Here is a 21497-nt window from a genome sequence, read left to right as displayed (position 1 = left end):
CCGAGACGCTCCACCGGCAACCAAGAGGAACCCGCGCGAAATGGCCTACACCGACTTCCTGAAGCAGCAGTGCTACATCGACGGCGAGTGGGTCGACGCGGATTCCGGGGCTTCCTTCGAGGTTACCGACCCCGGCACCGGCAAGGTTCTGGGCACCGTCCCGAAGATGGGCGCCGACGAAACCGCCCGCGCGATCGACGCCGCCGAAGCCGCCCTCCCCGCCTGGCGCGCCAAGACCGCCGGTGAGCGCGCGAAGCTGATGCGCAAGCTGTTCGAACTGATGCTCCAGCACCAGGACGATCTGGGCGAACTGCTCAGCCGCGAGCAGGGCAAGCCGCTGGCCGAGGGCAAGGGCGAGATCGCCTATGGCGCCAGCTTCATCGAATGGTTCGCCGAAGAGGGCAAGCGCGCTTACGGCGACGTGATCCCCGGCCATGCCGCCGACCGCCGCATCGTCGTGCTCAAGCAGGGCGTCGGCGTCGTCGCCGCGATCACGCCGTGGAACTTCCCCAATGCGATGATTACCCGCAAGCTCGGCCCGGCGCTGGCGGCAGGCTGCACCATCGTCATCAAGCCCGCCTCGGCCACCCCCTATTCGGCGCTGGCGATCGCGCAGTTGTGCGAGATGGCGGGCATCCCCAAGGGCGTCGTCAATGTCGTCACCGGCAGCGCCGGACAGATCGGCTCGGCGCTGACCGCCAGCCCCAAGGTCGCCAAGCTGACTTTCACCGGCTCGACCGAGATCGGCCGCGACCTGCTGCGCGAATGCGCCGAGACGATCAAGAAGTGCTCGATGGAACTGGGCGGCAACGCGCCGTTCCTGGTGTTCGACGATGCCGACGTGGACGCCGCCATCGAAGGCGCAATGATCTCCAAGTTCCGCAACGGCGGCCAGACTTGCGTGTGCACCAATCGCTTCTACGTGCAGGACGGCGTCTACGACGAGTTCGTGACCAAGCTGGCCGCGCGCGTCAGCGGCATGAAGGTCGGCTACGGTCTCGACGAAGGCGTGCAGGTCGGCCCGCTGATAGACGAGAAGGCGGTCGAGAAGGTCGAGGAGCACCTGAAGGACGCGATCGACGGCGGCGCCAAGGTGCTCGCGGGCGGCCAGCGCAATGCGCTCGGCGGCAGCTTCTTCAATCCCACAGTTGTGGCAGGCGTGAAGCCCGACATGAAGCTCGCCCGCGAGGAGACCTTCGGGCCGCTCGCAGGCGTGATCCGCTTCACCGACGAGGCCGACGCCATCCGTATGGCCAACGACACCGAGTTCGGCCTCGCCAGCTACTTCTACGCCCGCGACCTGTCGCGCGTGTGGCGTGTCGCCGAGGCGCTCGAAGCGGGCATGGTCGGCATCAACACCGGCCTGATCTCCACCGAGGTCGCCCCGTTCGGCGGCGTCAAGCAGTCGGGCCTCGGCCGCGAGGGATCGCACTACGGCCTCGATGACTACATGGAGGTCAAGTACCTCTGCATGGGTATTACGCCCGCCTGATATCCGGAGCGCTCCCTGCAATCTGCCGGGGAGCGCTCAACCCTTGCATTTCCGGAAGGCCCCAGCCTTCACCACCTGCGTCATCGGGGCGCCCAGCGGCGTGCGCAGGGTGTCGTCATGATTGACCGACAGCACACCGCGTTTCTCTCCGTCATTGAAGACGAAGATGACGGGCATGTTGTCACCGCCCCATTTGTCCTTGCCGTACTTGATGCCCATCCAGATCTGGATGCCTTCGTATTGCGCCCCGCCCGCACAGCTGAAGCACATGTCGATGGGCAAAGGCCCGCTGCGTCCGGTCGCGGTGTCGAGGAAGACTCCGCCCGCGCCGACGTTTATGCGTGGCAGAACGGCGCAATTTCCGGCCGGCGCATAACGACCGAACAGGTCAGGCGGAATTTCCGGCGCCGCCGCGCTCGAAGGAAACCCCGCGAGCGCCAGAAGCAGCAGCGCGAGCGGATACAGGATACGGGCCATCGACGCATCTCCCTGGTGCGAAAGAGTGTCCTGCCCGCATCATCGCCGCTCGCGCCCCGCTTGTCATTGCGGATTCATCCCTGGGCATTCACCCCAGAAGCGCCTCGATCTCGTCGATCGTCGCCTTGAAGTCCGCCACGAGGCCCCGGTACGGATCGGGAGCGGTCATATCGAGCCCCGCCTTCTTCAGGATATCGACCGGATCGGCCGAGCCGCCTGCCCGCAGCACGTCGAGGTAGCGTTCGCGCTCGGCCTTGCCGCCGTTCAGGATCGAGTGCGCGAACCACGTCCCCGCCGAGATCGAGGTGGCGTACTGGTAGACGTAGAACGTGCTGTAGAAATGCGGGATATAGGCCCACTCGATCGCGTAAGGCTCGTCGATCACGAAGTTCGGGCCGTGGTAGCGCTTCAGCAGGTCGAGGTACACGCGCGTCAGGCTCTCGCCGGAAAGGCCCTCTCCCGCTTCGGCCATCTCGTGCATCTTCAGCTCGAATTCGGCGAACATGGCCTGGCGGAAGAAGGTACCGCGCATGCCCTCCAGCCGCATGCCGAGGTAGTAGATCTTCTCTTCCTTGGTCTTCGCCTGCTTCAGCATGTACTCGGTCAGCAGCACCTCGTTGCAGGTCGAGGCGATCTCGGCGGTGAAGATCGGGTAGTCGGACAATTCGTAAGGCTGCACCGAATCGGCCAGCAGCGAATGCATCGCGTGGCCCCACTCATGCGCATAGGTGGACAACCCCTCGTAGTTCTCGCCGAGGTTCAGCAGCAGGTAGGGATGCACACCGTAGGCCGAGCCGTTCATGTAGGCGCCCGGACGCTTGCCGGGACGCGGCCAGGGGTCCATCCACTTCGCCGCCGTCGCCGCGCCGAGGCGCTTGACGTAGTCGGGGCCCAGCGGCTCCACCGCCTTCAGGGTGATGTTGCGCATGTCGGTCAGGGTGAACTTGCGCTCCAGGCTGACCAGCGGCGGATAGATGTCGTAATAGTGCATGTCCGGCAGCTTCAGCATCTTGCCGCGCAGCTCGAACGAGCGGTGAAGCTGCGGCAGGCCGGCATTCGTCTCCGCCACCAGCGTACGGTAGACGCCCTCGGGCACGGCCCCCGGCGCCAGCGCCATGGCGAGGCAGCTCTTGTAGCTGCGGGCGCGGGCCTCGAACACGTCGCCCTTCAGCTTGGCCGCCATCGCCGCGCCGAGCGAGCTTTCGAACTTGCCCATCTGACCGAAGAAGCCGTCCATCACCGTCTTGCGGTCATCGCGGTTCGGCGCGTCACGGGTCAGGGTATAGCCCTGCGCGTCGAGCACCTGCTTGCGCCCGTCCGACAGCGTCACTTCGGGCCAGGGAATGTCCGAGGAGACCAACTGCTCGCGGATCGTCTGCGGGCCGGACAGCGGCGAGGACACCGCCGCCAGCAGCGCCTCGCCCTTCGCATCGAGCGTGTGCTCGGCTTCGCGCAAGGTCTTGCGCAGGCCGAAGGCGAAGCGAGTGGAAAGCGTCTTGTCGGCGGCGATGAAGCTTTCGATCTTGTCCTTGCCCAGCTTCAGCGTTTCCGGCGCGGTCCACGCGGTCGCCTCGCCGAAAGCGGCGTAAAGGTCCATGACCTGCGCGTTGCGCTCCTGGTTGGCGGAAACGCGCACGTCCTCGTCCGCCTTCAGCGAGGCATAGACATAGACGCGGGCGAAGGTCTTCGAGACTTCGGAGATATCCTCCAGCGCCTTGAGCATGGCGGCGGCATCCGTGCCGAAGCTGTCCTTGTAGGCGGCGAGGCGCGGCAGCGCGGCGGCAACCTGCTTGCGCGCGGCGTCCCAGCCGTCGAGACTGGGGTAGAGTTCGGTCAAGTCCCACTGCGCCGCTGCGGTGTCGGCGGCATGCGCCGCGCCTGCCAGCACGGAGGGGAGCGCCGAAGCGAGAGGAAGCGCGGCAGCGATGCCCAGCGCGCCGCGACGGTCGGTTTCGATCATGGTGTGTCCCTTGCATTCCGCGCCCGAAACGCGGTCGATCGGCCGAAGCTATCGCCTTGCCGCATCGTTGCAAGAGAAACGCCGACGCTGATCGAACAGCGTCGGCGGTTGGTCGAACCGGGTGCGTGGTTCCGGGAGCTTCGACAAGCTTAGCCTGCGCGGGATTGAGAGGTTCCTCCATCCCCGCTCACCCTGAGCTTGTCGAAGGGCCTTCCAGATCAGCCCAGCGCGGCCTTCAGCGCGTCGGCAAGGTCGGTGCGCTCCCAGGGGAACAGATCACCCTCGGGCTTGCGGCCGAAGTGGCCATAGGCGGCGGTTGGGCCGTAGATCGGCTTGTTGAGGCCCAGGCCGACGCGGATGCCGCGCGGGGTCAGGCCACCGAGCTTGTCGGCCGAGACCTTGGTGATCGCGGCTTCCAGCACGGCGTCGTCCACGGTGCCGGTGCCGTGGGTATCGACATAGAGAGAGAGCGGCGCGGAGACGCCGATCGCGTAGGACACCTGGATCGTGCAGCGCGTCGCCAGACCCGCAGCGACCACGTTCTTGGCGAGATAGCGCGTCACATAGGCGGCCGAACGGTCCACCTTGGTCGGATCCTTGCCCGAGAACGCACCGCCGCCGTGGGGCGAAGCGCCGCCGTAGGTATCGACGATGATCTTGCGGCCGGTGAGGCCCGCGTCGCCATCAGGGCCGCCGATCTCGAACGAGCCGGTCGGGTTGATGTGGAACACCGTCTCGGCGGTGACGAAGCCTTCGGGCAGCAGGTCGGTCACGACCTTCTTCACGTAGGACTTGAGTTCGGCTTCCTGCTCGCCCTTGTCGTAGCCCGGCGCGTGCTGGGTGGAGACGACGACGGCGGTGGCGGCCACCGGCACGCCGTTCTCGAAGCGCAGGGTCACCTGGCTCTTGGCGTCGGGCTCAAGGAACGGCGCGGCGCCCGAGTGGCGGTCCTCGGCCAGCTTGTGCAGGATCTTGTGGCTGTAATCGAGCGTCGCCGGCATCAGGTCAGGCGTCTCGTCGCAGGCGAAACCGAACATGATGCCCTGGTCGCCGGCGCCTTCATCCTTGTTGCCCGCGGCATCGACGCCCTGCGCGATGTGCGCGGACTGGGCATGCAGGCGGTTGATGAATTCGAAGGTCTCCCAGTGGAAACCGTCCTGCGCGTAGCCGATCTTCCTGACGACGTTACGCACGGTCTTCTCGATTTCCTCGAGCGCGCCTTCGGCCCACTCACCGTTCTCGAAGATGCCCTTGCAGCGGATTTCGCCGGCGAGGACGACGAGCTGGGTGGTCGTCAGCGTCTCGCAGGCGACGCGCGCCTCCGGGTCTTTCGACAGGAACAGATCGACGATGGCGTCGGAAATCTGGTCGGAGACCTTGTCCGGATGCCCTTCGGAAACACTCTCGGACGTGAAGACGTAGTTGCTGCGCATGTGATCCCTTGGGATATAAAGGAAGCTTTATGTGAGCCGTCGGTCTAGCCGCGACGGCGACCAAGTGCAACCACGCAAACCGCAACCGCCATGAGCAATGCGGCAAGCGCCAGCGGCAGCACGTTGCCCAGCCGCGCGAACACGGTGGGCTCGTGCGCCTGCGGGATCAGCCCGTCGAGCCGCCCGGGCTGGTGGCGCGGCACGAAGGCGCGCACGATGCCGTCAGCGTCGATCACCGCGCTGATGCCGGTGGTGGTGGAGCGCAGCACCGGCAGCCCCTCCTCGATCGCCCGCAGGCGCGCCTGCGCGAGGTGCTGGGGCGGGCCCCAGGCGCCGAACCACCCGTCGTTGGAGGGGTTGAAGATATAGTCCGGCCGGTTGGCGGGATCGACGACCTCGCCGCTGAACACGATCTCGTAGCAGATCTGGACGCCGGCCTTGCCATAGGCGCCGAAATCGATCGTGCGCGGCCCCGGCCCGGGCAGGAAATCCAGCGCCCCGGCGACGAGGCGGCTGGCGCCCAGCGGCTCCAGCAGCCAGCGCAGCGGAAGATACTCGCCGTAAGGGACGAGGTGGGCCTTGGAATAGCCCGCCAGGATCGCGCCGCCACCGTCGATGGCAGTCACCGAATTGCGCGCGGCGGCTTCCTTGTCGCCCTCCATGACGAGATCGACCGCGCCGGTCAGCAGTAGTCCATAGGGCCCGACCACGCGCCCGAGCCGGCGGCGCGCAACCTCCGGGTCACCGGCATAAGTATAGATACGGTAGAGGTAGCTCGGATAGCCATCGCGCAGGAAATCGCCGAGCCCCGATTCGGGCCACAGCACCAGCCTCCGATCCCCCGGCGAACGCGGCAGGGACAGCCCGGCAAGGCGCTGGAAGTTGCCTTCGAAGTAGCGCGGATCGTCGATGAACTCCTGCCGGATGTCGGGCTGCACCAGCGTATAGCGGACCGCACCCTCGCGAACGGGCGGGGCGGGCGCATGCATGACGAGGGCAAGCCCTCCCGCCAGCAGCGCGATCGCGATAGCCGGCAAGGCCCGCGCCACCATCCCGCCGCGCCCCTGCGCCATGCGCGCCGCCAGCCCCGGCAATCCGCTCAGGCACACCAGCACCCCCGAAAGGCCGTAGGTGCCGATCCACGGTGTCAGCAGCGCCAGCCCCCGGCTTTCGAACCCGCCGAGCAGGGCGACGCCGATCGGGTTCCAGGCGAAGCCGGTGAACACCCAGCCGCGCATCCACTCGGTCACGATCCACGCCGCCGCGAAGGCCGGCAACAGGCCCGCATAGCCACGCAGGCTTCCCGTGTTCCGATCGGGCCGCGCCACCAGCCAGGCGGCGAGAAGCGCGAAGGCCGGAAACAGCGCGAGGTAGAGCGACAACAGCACCACCGCGATCATGCCCAGCCAGGCCGGCATCTGCGCCTGATAGGTGAACGCCGTCGCGATCCAGTTGTCGCCGAGGGTGAAATGGCCGAGCCCGAAGCACCAGCCGAGCGCGAAGACCTGCCGCCCGGTCCGCGAACGCATCGCGAGTTCGAGCAGCCAGGCCACGCCGATCAGGGTCAGGGGCCAGAGCGCGAAAGGTTGGAAACCGCAGGCGGCAAGCGCCCCGGCGGCGATCGCCGCCAGCGCGCGCAGGGCCGGCCTCGAGGGCACGGCCAGGCCAAGGGCTTGGGAAAGAGGCGAAGCGTACCGGTCGGACTGCATCGCAAAGGGCTTGTAAGCCCGACCCGGCGCGACGCAAGGGACCAGTTACGGTCGGTGACGTCGCGCCGGGGGAAAGGGGTCAGCCGTTGACGACCTCGGGGGCGGTCTCGTCGCCAGCCGCAGCCTTGCGGGTACGGCGGCGGCGCGGTTTTTCCTCGGCGGCGGGCTCGTCTTCCGCTTCGGCAACCGGAGCGGCAACGGGCTTGGCCGCGCGCTTGCGGGCGGGCTTGGCCGAGATCGCGGGCGGCAGCGCGGCGGCGTCGAAACCGGCCGGTTCCTGCGCGGTCTCGGGCGCAGCGGCCGCTTCGACCTGCTGCGCGGGTTCGTCCTCGTCGCCTTCGCGACGCGGGCCACGGGGCTTGCGCTGCTTGAGCCCGCGCGATGCACGGTTGTCGCGAACGAAGGGGTTCTCCGCCGGCTCGTAGACGTTGGGCTCGCCTTCGGCGGCCTCGGCTACGGGCGGGACCACATCCTCGACGACCGGCTCGGGAGCACGCTGCTCGGCGCGCGGCTCATGGCGCTGTTCATTCCGGGCCTCGTTCCGGTGCTCGGCACGCTGCTCGTACTGGCGCGGCTCACGCTCGGGGCGCGGGGCGCGCTCGACGGGAGCCGACGGCACTTCGCCGTAGGGATCGTCGTAGGAGCCGTAATCGTCACCGTAGTCGTTCTGGCGATGGTCGTCGCGGCGCGGCTGGTTGGGCTGGCGCGATTCCTCCTGCCGCTGCTTCTGGTCGGCGATGACGCGGAAGTAGTGGTCGGCGAACTGGAGGTAGTATTCCTCGGTCACACGATCGCCGTTGAGATGGGCATCATGCGCCAGCTTGCGGTACTTCTCCAGAAGTTGCGGCGCGTTGCCGCGCGCCCTGCTGTCGATCCGATTCGTCTGCTGGCCGCCTTGCTGGCGATTGTTACCGCGGCCGCGCCGACGGTTGTTACCACGATTGTTGTTATTCAAGGGATGACTTTCCTCAAAACCCCGGGCTTCAAACCCTGGCACGCTCCGGTTCCGATAAAGCCGGATCTGCCCTGCGTCACATGATCCCGGCCGGCCCCCCGGCCGCCGCGATTTTCCCCATCTGCCCTGTCGGAGACGCTGACGCCGCCGACTGCTTGCAAATGCTGGAGGCGAACCGGGTATGGGAAATCATCGTCCATCGGCCGGTTCGCCGTAATCATTAGGGATTGTAGAGGACGATTCCAAGCGGAAACTTACGCCTCACGTACGTTTGTCCCCGAAAACGCGACGACCCGGTCACGGCCGCCCAGATCGCGGTGAATCCGGGGCGAAAGCCCGGCAGCAGCGCCGATCATCGCTACGGCCTCGGCCTGACGCCAGCCGATCTCCACCATCGCCACGCCGCCCGGTGCCATGAGGCCGGGAAGCTGGGGCACGAGAACACGGTAGTCGTCGAGCCCCTCAGGCCCCGAGAACAGCGCGCCCGCAGGTTCGAAGGCACGGACCGAAGTGTCGAGTTCGGCCTCGTCCTCGACATAGGGCGGGTTGGTGAGGATCAGGTCGAAGCGGCCGAGATCGGCCGACCAGCCGGGCTGCGTCCAGTCCGCGAGCAACATCCGTGCGGTCGGAGCATGGCGATCGGCATTGACCTGCGCCACCGCCAGCGTCTCAGCCGAACGTTCGATCGCGACTCCCTGCGCCTCCGGCCACACCGACAGCGCCGCCAGCAGCAGCGCGCCGGTCCCGGTGCCGAGATCGAGGATGCGGGCGGGCGGGCGGGCGGCCAAAGCCTCGCGGGCGGCCTCGATCAGTGTCTCGGTATCGCCGCGCGGGATCAGCGTCGCCGGAGTGACCGCAAGTTCAAGGCCGTAGAACTCGGCCGTGCCGGTGATGTAGGCGACCGGTTCATGCGCGGCGCGGCGCTCGATCAGCGCAGCGAAACCTTCCGGCGCGGGATCGCGCATGCGGCCGAGCAGAAGCTGCGAGCGGGTGACGCCCAGCGCATGGGCCATCAGGACTTCGGCGTCGAGGCGGGCGGTATCGCTGGTTTCCGAAAGGCGTGAAGCCGCGTCGCGGATGGCTTCGACTACGGTAGTGCCGTCAACCATCCATCGCCGCCAGCCGCTTCGCCTCGTCCTCGGCGATCAGCGCATCGACCAGTTCTGCCAGGCCCGGCCCTTCGAGCACTTCGGGCAGGCGGTGCAAGGTCAGGTTGATGCGGTGGTCGGTGACGCGCCCTTGCGGGAAGTTGTAGGTGCGAATGCGCTCCGAGCGGTCGCCCGAGCCGACCATGGCCTTGCGCGCCTCGGCCTCGGCGCCTTGCGCTTCGTCGCGCATCTTCTCGTAGAGGCGCGCGCGCAGGACCTGCATCGCCTTGGCCTTGTTCTTGTGCTGGCTGCGCTCGTCCTGGCAGGTGACGACGATGCCCGATGGCAGGTGCGTGATGCGCACCGCCGAATCGGTCGTGTTGACGTGCTGACCACCCGCGCCCGAGGCGCGGTAGATGTCGATCTTGAGATCCTTGTCCTCGATCGCCACGTCAACCTCGGTGGGTTCGGGCAGGACCGCGACGGTGGCCGCCGATGTGTGGATGCGCCCGCCCGATTCGGTCACCGGCACGCGCTGGACGCGGTGGACGCCGCTTTCGAACTTCAGCTTGGCGAAGACGCCCGAGCCAGTGACGTTGGCGACGACTTCCTTGAAGCCGCCGACATCGCTGGCATTGGCGCTGACCATTTCGACACGCCAGCCCTGCTCGGCGGCGTATTTCTCGTACATGCGGTAAAGGTCGGCGGCGAACAGCGCGGCCTCGTCACCGCCGGTGCCGGCGCGGATTTCCAGCATCGCCGGCCGCACGTCGGCGGCATCGCGCGGCAGCATGGCGATGGCGAGGCGGCGCTCGGCCTCGGGCAGTTCGGCCTTGAGGCGTGCGGCTTCCTCGGCGGCAAGCGCGCGCATCTCGGGGTCGGGGTCTTCGAGGCCAAGCAGCGATTCGAGTTCGCCGCGCATCGAGACGACCTCGGCAGCGGCGCGCGCCACCGGTTCGAGTTCGGCGTAGTCGCGGCTGGCGGCGACAAAAGCCTCGCCCTCCAGCGTACCAGAGGCAAGGCGCGCCTCCAGCTCGGCCAGACGGCCGCCGAGCTGGGCGAGGCGGATGTCGGAGATCGCCATCAGCTTGCACCTGCCACGTAACCTGCTCCACCACCGTCATGCTGAACTTGTTTCAGCATCCATCGCGCCGCCGAGACCGGCGGCCTGATCGGCACGATGGACCCTGAAACAAGTTCAGGGTGACGGAAAGTCAGGACGAGACGCGGGATCACGGCTGGATGGTCACCAGCACCTGCTCCACGGCCAGCCGCGCCGGGGTGGTTTCACCCGCGCGCAAGTTGGCAGTCGGCACGCCGCCCTTGACCACGAACGAGACGATCGCCTTGGCGTTCGACTTCACCGCCTTGTCGAAGCGCTTGCGCGGGCTTCCGGTGGCGATGATCTCGGCATCGATGCCCTGGTGACGCAGCGCGGTCAGCGTCTTGAGGGCGAAGTGCAGCGCCGCATCGTCCTCGACCGCGAGCATCGCCGTCAGCGGCGCTTCGGTGGTCTGGCCCGCATCGGCGACCAGCATCGCAAGACGCTCGATACCCGCCGCCCAGCCGACCGCCGGGGTCTCGGGACCACCCAGCGCGGCCATCAGGCCATCGTAGCGGCCGCCGCCCAGCACGGTCCCTTGCGCGCCCAGCCGGTCGGTCACGAACTCGAAGGCGGTGTGGCGGTAATAATCGAGCCCGCGCACCAGCGCCTCGGCGCGGGTCCACGCGACGCCCGCCGCATCGAGACCCGACGTCACCGCGCCGAAGAAGTCCTGCGCCTCGGCCGAGAGGTAATCGTCGATCTTGGGCGCATCGGCGGTGAAGGGCTTGTCGCGCGGGTCCTTGGAATCGAGGATGCGCAGCGGGTTGCGCTCGAGGCGATCCTGCGAATCCTCGCTCAGCGCATCCTTGTGGCCGCGGAAGTATTCGACCAGCGCCGCGCGCCAGGCCTCGCGGCTCTCGCCGTCGCCCAGCGTGTTGAGCTGCAGCGTGACGCCATCGGCGATGCCCAGTTCCTTGAGCAGTTGGTCGGCCATGACCAGCAGTTCCACGTCGGCCATCGGCTCGGCCGCGCCGATCACTTCGGCGTCGATCTGGTGGAACTGGCGGTAGCGGCCCTTCTGCGGGCGCTCGTAGCGGAACAGCGGCCCGTGCGTCGCGACCTTGAGCGGCGCGAACTGCTTCCAGCCGTCGGTCAGGTAGGCGCGGGCGATACCGGCGGTGAATTCGGGGCGCAGCGTCAGCGATTCGCCGCCGCGATCCTCGAACGAATACATCTCCTTGGAGACCACGTCGGTCGTCTCGCCCAGCGAGCGCGAGAACACGGCGGTCTTCTCGAACACCGGCATTTCCACGCGGCGAAAGCGGTAGAGCTTGCGCACGCGCTCGAAGGTCTCGACGACGTGGGCGAAAGCCTCGGCATCGGCGCCGAAGATGTCCTGGGTTCCGCGAATGGCCTGTGGTGTGGTGTTCATGACGCGCGCGTCTAGCCGCAATGGCGCTTTTATAAAAGTGGTCCTGCCACTTTGAGCGGATTGGATGGTTGCCAAATGCGGCAACAAGCGCAAAGACCTGCGCAATGAAGAACTTGCTTACGGGCGCGACCCTCCTCACCTCCCTGCTCCTGTCGACTTCCGCTTTCGCTCAGGACGCCACCCGTTCCACCCCGATGGCCCCGCCGCTGCCGCCGGCGATGCCCGCCGCCAAGGACGTGCCCTATGCCGGCACGATCGACCTCAGGATCGACGCCAGCGACGTCACGCACGGCGTCTACCGCGTGACGCAGCAGATCCCGGTCGCCCCCGGCGCGCGCGACCTGATCCTGCTGCAGGCGGGCTGGCTGCCGGGCAATCACTCGGAAACCGGGCCTTACGCACTGCTCGCCGACATCCACTTCTACGCCGACGGGAAGGAAATCCCCTGGGTGCGCGACGTGGTGGCGGTCAACGCCTTCCGCCTCGCCCTGCCCGAGGGCACGAAGACGGTCACCGCCAAGTTCGTCCACACCTCACCGCTGCAGACCAGCGAGGGGCGCGTGACGATGACGCAGGAAATGCTCAACCTGCAGTGGGAGAAGATGAGCCTCTACCCTGCGGGCTATTATACACGCGGCATCCCCTACAAGCCGACCGTGACCTTCCCCGGGGGCTGGCAGGTCTACACCGCGCTCGACGGCTTCAGCCGCAGCGGCGACACCGTCACCTGGAACGCCATCGATTTCGAGCGCCTGGTCGATTCGCCGATCTTCGCCGGCGTCCATTCGCAGCGCTGGGATCTGGGCCAGAACGTCTTCATGGACGTCGTCGCCGACGAGCCCGACCTGCTCGCGATCAAGCCCGAGAACCTGCAGACCTACCGCAAGCTCGTGACCGAGGCGGTCACCACGTTCGGCTCGAAGCACTTCGACCATTACGACTTCCTGCTCGCGCTGACCGACCGCATGGGCGGCATCGGCCTGGAGCACCACCGTTCGAGCGAGAACCAGCAGGAGCCCAAGTCGTGGACCGACTGGGACGCCATGGACTGGGATCGCAACGTCATCGCCCATGAATTCGTGCACAGCTGGAACGGCAAGTTCCGCCGCGGTGCCGATGCCTGGACGCCGGACTACCAGCAGCCGATGCAGAACACGATGCTGTGGGTCTACGAGGGCCAGACGCAGTTCTGGGGCTATGTCTTGGCGGCGCGTTCGGGCGTGCAGTCGCGCGACATGGTCATGGCGCAGTTCGCGACGGCGGCGGGCAAGTACGCCGAAGGCACGCCCGGCCGCTCGTGGCGCTCGGTCGAGGATACCGTCAACGCGCCGCAGCTCGTGCGCCGCCGCCCGCTGCCCTACACCTCGCTCACCCGCTCGGAGGACTACTACGTCGAGGGCGCGCTGACCTGGCTGGAAGCCGACCAGATCATCCGCAAGGGCACTGGCGGCGCCAGGGGGCTCGACGATTTCGCCAGGGCCTTCTTCGGCGTGCGCGACGGCGACTGGGGCGAGGTGACGTACGACTTCGACGAGGTCGTGAAGGTGCTGAACGGGGTCTATGCCTACGACTGGGCGAATTTCCTGCGCACCCGCCTCTACGCCACCAACCAGCCCGCACCGCTGAACGGCGTGCAGATGGCCGGCTACAAGCTGGTGTGGAAGGACAAGCCCAACGTCTACGACAAGGGCGTCTCCGACAACCGCAAGACGCTGGACCTGACGTATTCGCTCGGCATGACGCTGAACAAGGACGGCGAGGTCACCGCGACCTTGTGGGATGGCCCGGCCTACGACGCCGGCGTGGTCAACACCGTCAAGGTGGTGGCGGTGAACGGCCGCGCCTACGAGCCCGACGTGATGCGCGGCGCGATTACCGCCGCCAAGGGCACGAAGGCGCCGATCAGCCTGCTCGTCAAGCGCGGCGACAACTACCAGACGGTCGCGATCGATTACCACGGCGGCCTGCGCTACCCGTGGCTGGAGAGCACCACGCCCGGCAAGGCGAACGGCCTCGACAAGCTGCTGACCGCGCGCGGCAGATAACGCTCCGGCGGCTGGAACGTGGCCGTTACGCGTTAAAACGATTGTCGTCCCGGCCGGGCCGGGACGATTTCATCCGCATTCGCACAAACACCCGGGATTAGTCCGAAATGACTGTTGCGACGCAATAGAGGCGACGCTAAGCCCGCGCGCAACGTGATTCCTGGGCACGACGACGAACAGCGCCAGTATTGAAAAGGACCATTATGCGCATCGACATGATCCCCGTCGGCGACAACGCGCCGGAGAGCCTGAACGTCATCATCGAAGTTCCCGTCGGCGGCGAACCGGTGAAGTATGAATTCGACAAGGCGTCGGGCGCTCTTTTCGTGGACCGCATCCTGCACACGCCGATGCGCTACCCGGCCAACTACGGCTTCGTGCCGCACACCCTCTCGCCCGACGGCGACCCGCTCGACGCGCTGGTCGTCGCCCGCTCGCCCTTCATCCCGGGCTGCGTGGTCAAGGTGCGTCCGATCGCCGTCCTCAACCTCGAGGACGAGCATGGCGGCGACGAGAAGCTGCTCTGCGTGCCGATCAATTCGACCTTCCCGTACTATTCGCACGTCAACGAGAAGGAAGACCTGCCCGACATCGTCTACCAGCAGGTCGAGCACTTCTTCACCCACTACAAGGACCTGGAGAAGGAAAAGTGGGTGCGCGTGGGCACCTGGGGCACCGCCGCCGACGCCCGCCGGATCGTGATCGAGGCGATCGAGCGCTACGAGGCGACCAAGGCCGACGCCTGATAAGAGTCGCCCTGAAAAGAATAGCAGAGTCCACTTCCCCATGTGGACAGGGGCCGGCAGCGCAAGCTGTCCGGCCCCTTTGCTTTTATATCGCGCAAAAACATCGAGCGAATTCCGTCCGAAGGCGTGAAAAGCGCCGGGATGTCGAAGTGATCGGTCGACACGGGCCCGAATAGGGGCTTATCCTTGGTTGTGTGCACTAGGCACACTTTGCGACATTTCCATTCAACCGCCGGCGGGGGCAGGGGCAAACGATGGCTTACGAAACGTTGATCGCGGTCGACGCGCTCAGGGACATGCTCGCGTCCGGTGCGGACGTGCTGGTGTTCGACTGCGAATTCGACCTGGGCGACCCCGGCAAGGGCGCACGGGTCTATGCCGCAGGACACATTCCGGGTGCGCGCCATGCGCATCTCGACGAGGATCTCGCCTCGCCCCCTGACGGGACGAACGGCCGCCATCCGCTGCCGGCCCGCGTGGCGCTGGCCGCGTGGCTGCGCGCGCAGGGACTGCGCAAGGGGCAGCAGGTCGTCGCCTGCGACAGCAGCGGCGGTGCCTGGGCGGCGCGCCTGTGGTGGCTGCTGCGCTGGCTCGGCCATGCACCGGTGGCGGTGCTGGACGGCGGCAAGCCCGCCTGGATCGCAGCCGGCCTGCCGCTGGAGGCGGGCGGCGTCCCGCCCGCCGCCTCGGGCGATTTCGAGCCGGGCGAGCCGCTGGTGCCCACCCCGGTCAGCGCCCGGCAGGTGCTGCGCAACATCGACGAGCAGGCGGCGCAAGTGCTGGACGCGCGCGATCCCTCGCGCTTCGCGGGCAATCCCAACTCGCTCGATCCCGTCGCCGGCCACATCCCCGGTGCCCGCAACCGCTTCTTCCGCGACAACCTGGGCCCCGACGGACGGTTTCGCCCGGCCACCGAACTTGCCGCTGAATTCGCGGCCCTGCTCGGCGGCGCGCCCGCGATCCTGCAGTGCGGATCGGGCGTCACCGCGTGTCACAACGCGCTGGCCATGGCGATCGCCGGACTGCCCGCCGGGCGCCTCTATCCGGGTTCGTGGAGCGAGTGGATCGCCGACCCCGCCCGCCCCGTGGAGACCGGAACAGGAACCGATCCGGAGCCTTTGCCATCGACATGACAGCACTTGTGAATTGCATTACCGGCTGAAAATGCTTCTCCTTTCCGTCCAGGCGCGGTCGATCCGCGCGTCGCCGCGGGGATAGGGAAAGCATGCGCACGGCGCTCTGCGCGATACTGCTGGGGATGGCGCTGCCTGCCGCGGCGCTCCCCGCGCCAGGCGTGTCCTCGACGTCCGAGGAACTGCGCGACTTGCGCGGCTACGATACCGCCGGCGATCCGGAAGCCGCGCTGCGCCATGTCGACGAAGTGCTGGCCCGCGCCGCCCGTTCGCCGCGGGCCGACCCGATCGACCTGCTCTATGCCCAGGCCGTCCGTGCCCGCGCGCTGTCCTCGCTCGACCGCACCGAGGAAGCGCTGGCGCTGTTCCGGCAGGTCGATGCCGGGCTGGCCGCGCGCCAGGCCCCGGTCACGGCGGAGCGCGCCAGCCTGCTGCTGCACATCGGCTCCGAACTGGGCGCGCTGGGCAAGCTGGACGAGGCACAGGGCTATACCCGGCGGGCGCTCGACCTCGCGGAGCGGACCGGCGGGCGCCAGAGCCCCGAATATGCCGAGGCGCTCTACGGCCTCGCCCTGCTCGACTACCAGCGCGGCGCGCAGGGTGCGGCGATCCCCAAGATCGCCGAGGCGCTCGCCATCGCCCGCGCCCACGCGCTGGCGACCGGGGAGAACCTCGACGGTCCCGCCGACTACGGCATCAGCCTCTCGGCGCTCCAGCTCAACGTCGCCGATGCCGATAGCGCCGTCGTCACCGCCCGCGCCGCCGCCGCCTGGGCCGAGGCCCACCTGCCCGAAAACCACCGCGTGCGCGTCGCCACCGCGCAGCAGCTCGGCGCGATCCTGTCCGAAGCCGGGCTCTACGCGCAGGCGATCCCGATCCTGCGCGCCACGCTGGAAAAGCGGCGCGCCATTCTTCCCGCCAACGATCCCAAGCTGGCGATGTCGCTCCATGCGCTCGCCTATGCCCTCGACAATGCCGGGATGCGCGCCGAGGCCGGGCCGCTCTACGACAAGGCGGTGGCGATCTTCGAGGCCAACCCGGACCGGCTGCAGGCCAACGGCCTCGCCACCATGATCGGCCAGCAGGCCCGCGTCGCGCAGTGGGAGGGCGACGACGTGCGCGCCCTTGCCCTGCGCGAGAAGGCGCTGGCCGCCGCGCGCCGCTATTCGTCCTCGGCCGAGGACCAGACCGTGCTGACCGCCGAACTCAACCTCGCATCCGCACTGTTCGATGCCGGGCGCGAGGGAGACGCGGCGCCGCTGCTGGAGCATGCGCGCGCAGGCTTCATCACGGGCATGGCGCCGACCAACAAGCGCCGCATCACCGCCGTCGGGCTGGCGGCGCGGATCGACGCGCGCCATGGCCGCAATGCTCAGGCGCTGGCGGCGCTCGGCGAAGCGCTGGCGCCGCTGCGCGCGCGCCTGCTCGATCGGGCCACCGCGCGCACCGACGTGCTGGCGATGGCCACCGAATCGCGCGCGGCGTTCATGCAGCTGGCCCGCATCGCGGCGCGCGCCGGCGCCGACCCGCAGGCCTTCGACGCCCTGCAGATGGCCAACCTCGGCGACCTGCAGGGGGCGTTCTCCTCGCTGGCGGCGCTGCAGGACGATTACGGGCCGCAGGCGCGCGAGGCGATCCGGACGTACCTGACGCTCGCGGCGCAGGGCCGTCAACTGCACCGCAGTCTCGACCAGGCGCTGATCGCCGGCGACAGCGCCAGGACGCGCGATCTGGAGGCGCAGGCCGCCAACAGCGACGCCCGCCTGCGCGATGCCGATTCCCGGCTTGCCCGGCTCGTACCCGGCTACCAGGCCCTGACGGCAGTGACGCCCGCGCGCCTTGCCGATGCGCAGGCACGGCTGCGGCGCGGCCAGGGACTGCTGCTGGTCGGCAGCGACGAGACCGGCCTCGTCACCCAGCTCGTCACCCACGACACGGTCGTCTCGGGCGAGGCGGCGGTTTCCGGACGGCATCTGGTGCAGTTGCAGCAGCGCCTGCGCGCCTCGGTGGAGAACGGCCTGCTCGACAACGGGAACGCGGGCTTCGACCGGCAGGCCGCGTTCGAACTGTACCGGCTGATCTTCCCCGATCCCTTGCGCAAGACCCTGCGATCGGTTCGCGAGCTGGAAATCCTCGCCCCCGGCAGCCTGTCGACGGTGCCCTTCGCCGCGCTCGTGACCCGCACGCCCGAGGGGGCCGACACCGACCCGCAGGCGCTGCGCGGGACACGCTGGCTGGCGCTCGACTTCGCCACCAGCGTGATGATAAGCGCCGAGCCGCTGCCGCATCGCCCCGCCGGGGCCGGGCAGCCGCTCACCTTCGCCGGGATCGGCGCGCCGCTGCTGGGGCCGCCGGCGAGGCTGGCGATGCGATCGGCCCCCCGGCTCAAGGCCGGCGACACCGGCATCGATGCGCTCGCCCAGCTCGGCAGCCTGCCCGACGCGGCGGAGGAACTGCGCAGCATGGCCAGCCACTTCGGCGGCCAGAGCCAGCTTCTCGTCGGCCCCGAGGCGACCGAGACGGCGGTGAAGGCGGCCCCGCTGGAACAGGCGCGGGTGATCGCCTTCGCCACCCACGGCCTCGTCGGCGGCGCCCTGCGCGGGGTCGTGGAACCGGGGCTGGTGATGACGCCGCCCAAAGTGGCGACGCCGCTCGACGACGGGCTGCTCACCGCCTCCGAAGTCGCGCAGCTGCGGCTCGATGCGGACTGGGTGATCCTGTCGGCCTGCGATACCAGCGCCGGCGACAGCGAGAATGCGCCGACATACTCGGGCCTCGCGCGCGCCTTCGTATCGGCAGGCGCGCGGGCGCTGTTGCTCTCGCACTGGCCGGTGCGCGACGATGTCGCCGGGCGCCTCACGCTGCGCACGCTGGAAGGCGCACGCAGCGGCCTGTCGCACGCCGAGGCGCTGCGCCGCGCGCAAGTGGCGATCCTGCGCGGCAAGGACGTGCCCGGCGGCGCCCACCCCGCGACCTGGGCGCCGTTCGTGCTGGTGGGAGATTGAGGGCGGGGGGCGGCGCCTACTTCGCCAGTTCGGCCTCGATCGCACCGGTCAGCAGCGGATCCTGCGGCGCGGTGCCCGGTGCGAAGCGGCCCGCGACCGAGCCGTCACGCGCGATCAGGAACTTCTCGAAGTTCCACAGCACTTCGGGATCGTCGTTCGGGGTCATGCCGTAGCCCTTGAACTTCTCCTTCATCCCCTCGACGTCGCCCTGCTTGGTGGGCACAGCCTCGGTCAAAGCGGCGTAGAGCGGCTGCTTGGCTTCGCCCGTCACGTCGGCCTTGGCGAAAAGCGGGAACGAGACGCCGTAGTTCACCGAGCAGAACTCGGCGATTTCCTCATGCGTGCCGGGCTCCTGCGCGCCGAAGTCGTTGGCCGGGAAGCCCAGCACCTCGAAGCCCTTGTCCCTGTATTCGCCGTAGATCGCCTCGAGGCCCTCGTACTGCGGGGTAAGGCCGCACTTGGACGCGACGTTGACCACCAGCAGCACCTTGCCGGCGTGATCGCCGAGGGTGTCGGGCTTGCCGTCGATGCGGGTGAGCGGGATGGAGGCGAGGTCGGCCATTGGATGTTCTCCCATTAGAGTTCGGGCGGGTTATGCGCACGACTGGATGACCGCCGCAAGACTGCCGCAGCCGCTTCGTCAGGCCGGGGCGCGGTAGTCGGCGATGATCGCGCCGGCTTCGACCAGTTCGGCCTCGTGGCTTTCCTCGCGCCAGGTCTCGGCGAGGGCTTCCTCCTCCCACTGGCGCATGGCGGGGTGGGCGAGCATCGCATCGACCCAGGCCTGCCCGCCGCCGACGTCGAGGCCATACGTGCGGATGCGGAAGGCCACCGGCGCGTAGAAGGCATCGATGGCGGTGAACTCGGCGCCCGCCAGCCAGGGGCCGCCGAAGCGGTCCAGCCCTTCCTCGAACATCTCGCGCAGGCGGTGGATCTCGCGCACCAGCGCGCCGCTCATCGGCCGCAGCTTCACGCGCACGCCCACGTTCATCGTGCAGACGTTGCGCAAGGCGGAGAAGCCCGCGTGCATCTCGCATACCGCGCTCTGGGCGAAGGCGCGGGCGTCCGGGGCCTTGGGCCAGACGGTGGGATGGCGGTCGGCGAGATAGAGCGTGATGCCGAGCGAATCCCACACGGTACGCTCCTCGTCAATCAGCGCGGGCACTTGGCCGGTGGGGGAAAAGCTGCGGAACGCGTCGTAGTTCACCGGCATGGTGAAGGGCTCAAGCTCATCCTCGAACGGGATGGCGAGCGCCTTCATCAGCACCCACGGGCGCAGCGACCAGCTCGAATAGTTCCGGTTCGCGGTGATGAGGGTGTAAGTCATGGATGGTCCCTTGCGAAGAGTGCGCGAGGGATAGCGTGAAGTTTGCGGCGTGGCGAGAGGGGCGAAATTCCTCCCCGAGCTTGCTCGGGGAGGTGGCAGTCGCAAAGCGACTGACGGAGGGGGAATTGCGCAAGGCTCTCCCCCTCCACCACCGCCTGCGGCGGCGGTCCCCCTCCCCGAGACGAGCTCGGGGAGGAACGGCCAGGTCAGCTCACGTAATGCGCGGTCGTCTTCGCGGCGACTTCCTCGGCCGTCACCCCGGGCGCGAGTTCGATCAGCCTGAACGGACTGTCGTGATCCGGACGCTGGAAAACCGCGAGGTCGGTGATCACCATGTCCACCACGCCCACGCCCGTCAGCGGCAGGGTGCAGGCGGGGATGAGCTTGGGATCGCCGTTCTTGGAGGTGTGCTCCATGACGACGATGATCTTCTTCACACCCGCGACGAGGTCCATGGCGCCGCCCATGCCCTTGATCATCTTGCCGGGGATCATCCAGTTGGCGATGTCGCCGTTCTCGGCCACTTCCATAGCGCCCAGCACCGTCAGGTCGATGTGCCCGCCGCGGATCATGCCGAAGCTGGTGGCGCTGTCGAAATAGGCCGAGTGCGGCAGTTCGCTGATGGTCTGCTTGCCCGCATTGATGAGATCGGGATCGACCTCGTCCGGGTAGGGAAACGGACCGATGCCGAGCATGCCGTTCTCGCTCTGCAGGGTGACGGTGATGTCCTCGGGCACGTAGTTCGCCACTAGCGTCGGAATGCCGATGCCGAGGTTCACGTAGAACCCGTCCTGAAGCTCCTTCGCCGCGCGCGCGGCCATTTCGTTACGATTCCAGGGCATTATGCCGCCTCCCTCTCGCGCGTCGTCGTGAACTCGATCTTCTTGTCGTAAGGTGCGCCGACGACGATGCGCTGGACGAAGACGCCGGGCAGGTGGATCGCGTCCGGATCGAGCGAGCCGGTGGGGACGATCTCCTCCACCTCGACGACGCAGACCTTGCCGCAAGTGGCGGCGGGCACGTTGAAGTTGCGCGCGGTCTTGCGGAACACGACGTTGCCGGTTGCGTCCGCCTTCCAAGCCTTGACGATCGACAGGTCGGCGAAGATGCCTTCCTCGAGGATATAGTCCTCGCCGCGGAACTGCTTCACTTCCTTGCCCTCGGCGACCTGGGTGCCCACACCGGTCCTGGTGTAGAAGCCCGGAATGCCTGCACCACCGGCGCGCATGCGCTCTGCCAGCGTGCCTTGCGGGCAGAACTCGACCTCGAGTTCACCGGCGAGGAACTGGCGTTCGAACTCCTTGTTCTCGCCCACGTAGGACGAGATCATCTTCTTCACCTGCTTGGTGCGCAGCAGCTTGCCGATGCCTTCGTTGTCGATGCCGGCATTGTTCGAGGCGAAAGTCAGGTCCTTGACGCCGGAATCGCGGATCGCGTCGAGCAGCCTTTCAGGGATGCCGCAAAGCCCGAAACCGCCACTGGCGATCAGCAGGCCGTCCTTGAGCACGCCTTCCAGCGCGGCCTCCGCACTGGGATAGATCTTGTTCATCGAGGCAGATCCTCTTCTTTTTTGGCGAGAGGCGGCACCGGCCCGCGCCCCCACCCGGCCACCCAACGATAGTACCCTATGGGTGGCCGGGTGGGGGCGCG

At 67.9% G+C, this 21497-nt stretch carries 17 protein-coding genes; 5 read left to right on the top strand and 12 right to left on the bottom strand.

Annotation, left to right across the window (positions count from 1 at the left end):
- Positions 1-40: 40 nt before the first annotated feature.
- Positions 41-1492: an NAD-dependent succinate-semialdehyde dehydrogenase gene (locus V2S85_RS19820; RefSeq protein WP_330704541.1), complete on the top strand. Its 1452-nt coding sequence runs from the start codon at positions 41-43 to the stop codon at positions 1490-1492.
- 36 nt (positions 1493-1528) lie between these two features.
- Here the strand turns inward: V2S85_RS19820 and V2S85_RS19815 are convergent, their stop codons facing one another.
- From V2S85_RS19815 to hisS, 8 genes are all read right to left on the bottom strand, one after another.
- Positions 1529-1969, bottom strand: coding sequence for a hypothetical protein (locus tag V2S85_RS19815; protein WP_330704540.1), 441 nt, complete (start codon positions 1967-1969; stop codon positions 1529-1531).
- Positions 1970-2057: 88 nt separating this feature from the next.
- The gene (pepF, locus tag V2S85_RS19810) at positions 2058-3929 is read right to left on the bottom strand and encodes an oligoendopeptidase F (protein WP_330704539.1); all 1872 of its coding nucleotides are present in this window, start codon (positions 3927-3929) and stop codon (positions 2058-2060) included.
- Positions 3930-4147: 218 nt separating this feature from the next.
- Positions 4148-5362 carry a methionine adenosyltransferase gene (gene metK, locus V2S85_RS19805; RefSeq protein ID WP_330704538.1) on the bottom strand — a complete coding sequence of 405 codons (1215 nt, stop codon included), beginning with the start codon at positions 5360-5362 and terminating at the stop codon, positions 4148-4150.
- A gap of 44 nt (positions 5363-5406) precedes the next feature.
- A complete protein-coding gene (gene lnt, locus V2S85_RS19800; protein WP_330704537.1) occupies positions 5407-7071 on the bottom strand; it encodes an apolipoprotein N-acyltransferase in 1665 nt (554 codons plus the stop codon).
- A 79-nt stretch (positions 7072-7150) separates the two neighbouring features.
- Positions 7151-8026, bottom strand: coding sequence for a DUF4167 domain-containing protein (locus tag V2S85_RS19795; RefSeq protein ID WP_330704536.1), 876 nt, complete (start codon positions 8024-8026; stop codon positions 7151-7153).
- 254 nt (positions 8027-8280) lie between these two features.
- Positions 8281-9135: a peptide chain release factor N(5)-glutamine methyltransferase gene (prmC, locus tag V2S85_RS19790; RefSeq protein WP_330704535.1), complete on the bottom strand. Its 855-nt coding sequence runs from the start codon at positions 9133-9135 to the stop codon at positions 8281-8283.
- Complete coding sequence (gene prfA, locus V2S85_RS19785) at positions 9128-10198, bottom strand: peptide chain release factor 1 (RefSeq protein ID WP_008831904.1); 1071 nt, start codon at positions 10196-10198, stop codon at positions 9128-9130. Before prfA ends, prmC begins: the two co-directional genes overlap by 8 nt.
- Positions 10199-10346: 148 nt before the next feature.
- The gene (hisS, locus tag V2S85_RS19780; RefSeq protein WP_330704534.1) at positions 10347-11591 is read right to left on the bottom strand and encodes a histidine--tRNA ligase; all 1245 of its coding nucleotides are present in this window, start codon (positions 11589-11591) and stop codon (positions 10347-10349) included.
- Positions 11592-11695: 104 nt separating this feature from the next.
- Here hisS and V2S85_RS19775 point away from each other — a divergent pair, with 104 nt between their 5' ends.
- The 4 genes from V2S85_RS19775 to V2S85_RS19760 all read left to right on the top strand — a co-directional run bounded on the left by V2S85_RS19775 (position 11696) and on the right by V2S85_RS19760 (position 18520).
- Positions 11696-13636 carry a peptidase M61 gene (locus V2S85_RS19775; protein WP_330704533.1) on the top strand — a complete coding sequence of 647 codons (1941 nt, stop codon included), beginning with the start codon at positions 11696-11698 and terminating at the stop codon, positions 13634-13636.
- A gap of 203 nt (positions 13637-13839) precedes the next feature.
- On the top strand, positions 13840-14382 hold the full coding sequence (ppa, locus tag V2S85_RS19770) for an inorganic diphosphatase (protein ID WP_330704590.1): 543 nt from the start codon (positions 13840-13842) through the stop codon (positions 14380-14382).
- 254 nt (positions 14383-14636) lie between these two features.
- On the top strand, positions 14637-15515 hold the full coding sequence (locus V2S85_RS19765; protein ID WP_330704532.1) for a sulfurtransferase: 879 nt from the start codon (positions 14637-14639) through the stop codon (positions 15513-15515).
- Between the two features lie 92 nt (positions 15516-15607).
- Complete coding sequence (locus V2S85_RS19760; RefSeq protein ID WP_330704531.1) at positions 15608-18520, top strand: CHAT domain-containing tetratricopeptide repeat protein; 2913 nt, start codon at positions 15608-15610, stop codon at positions 18518-18520.
- Between the two features lie 16 nt (positions 18521-18536).
- Here V2S85_RS19760 and V2S85_RS19755 read toward each other — a convergent pair whose 3' ends face one another.
- The 4 genes from V2S85_RS19755 to V2S85_RS19740 form a co-directional block, all read right to left on the bottom strand.
- On the bottom strand, positions 18537-19082 hold the full coding sequence (locus tag V2S85_RS19755; RefSeq protein ID WP_330704530.1) for a glutathione peroxidase: 546 nt from the start codon (positions 19080-19082) through the stop codon (positions 18537-18539).
- Between the two features lie 78 nt (positions 19083-19160).
- A complete protein-coding gene (locus V2S85_RS19750; RefSeq protein ID WP_330704529.1) occupies positions 19161-19847 on the bottom strand; it encodes a glutathione S-transferase family protein in 687 nt (228 codons plus the stop codon).
- A gap of 206 nt (positions 19848-20053) precedes the next feature.
- Positions 20054-20689: a CoA transferase subunit B gene (locus V2S85_RS19745; protein WP_036531046.1), complete on the bottom strand. Its 636-nt coding sequence runs from the start codon at positions 20687-20689 to the stop codon at positions 20054-20056.
- Positions 20689-21396, bottom strand: coding sequence for a CoA transferase subunit A (locus V2S85_RS19740; RefSeq protein ID WP_330704528.1), 708 nt, complete (start codon positions 21394-21396; stop codon positions 20689-20691). The genes V2S85_RS19745 and V2S85_RS19740 overlap by 1 nt, the downstream gene beginning before the upstream one ends.
- Positions 21397-21497 lie beyond the last annotated feature (101 nt).

Origin of the sequence: Novosphingobium resinovorum, from assembly GCF_036352595.1 — a bacterium.
Classification (GTDB): Bacteria; Pseudomonadota; Alphaproteobacteria; order Sphingomonadales; family Sphingomonadaceae; genus Novosphingobium; species Novosphingobium resinovorum_B.
This window is presented reverse-complemented; position numbering and strand designations above follow the sequence as displayed.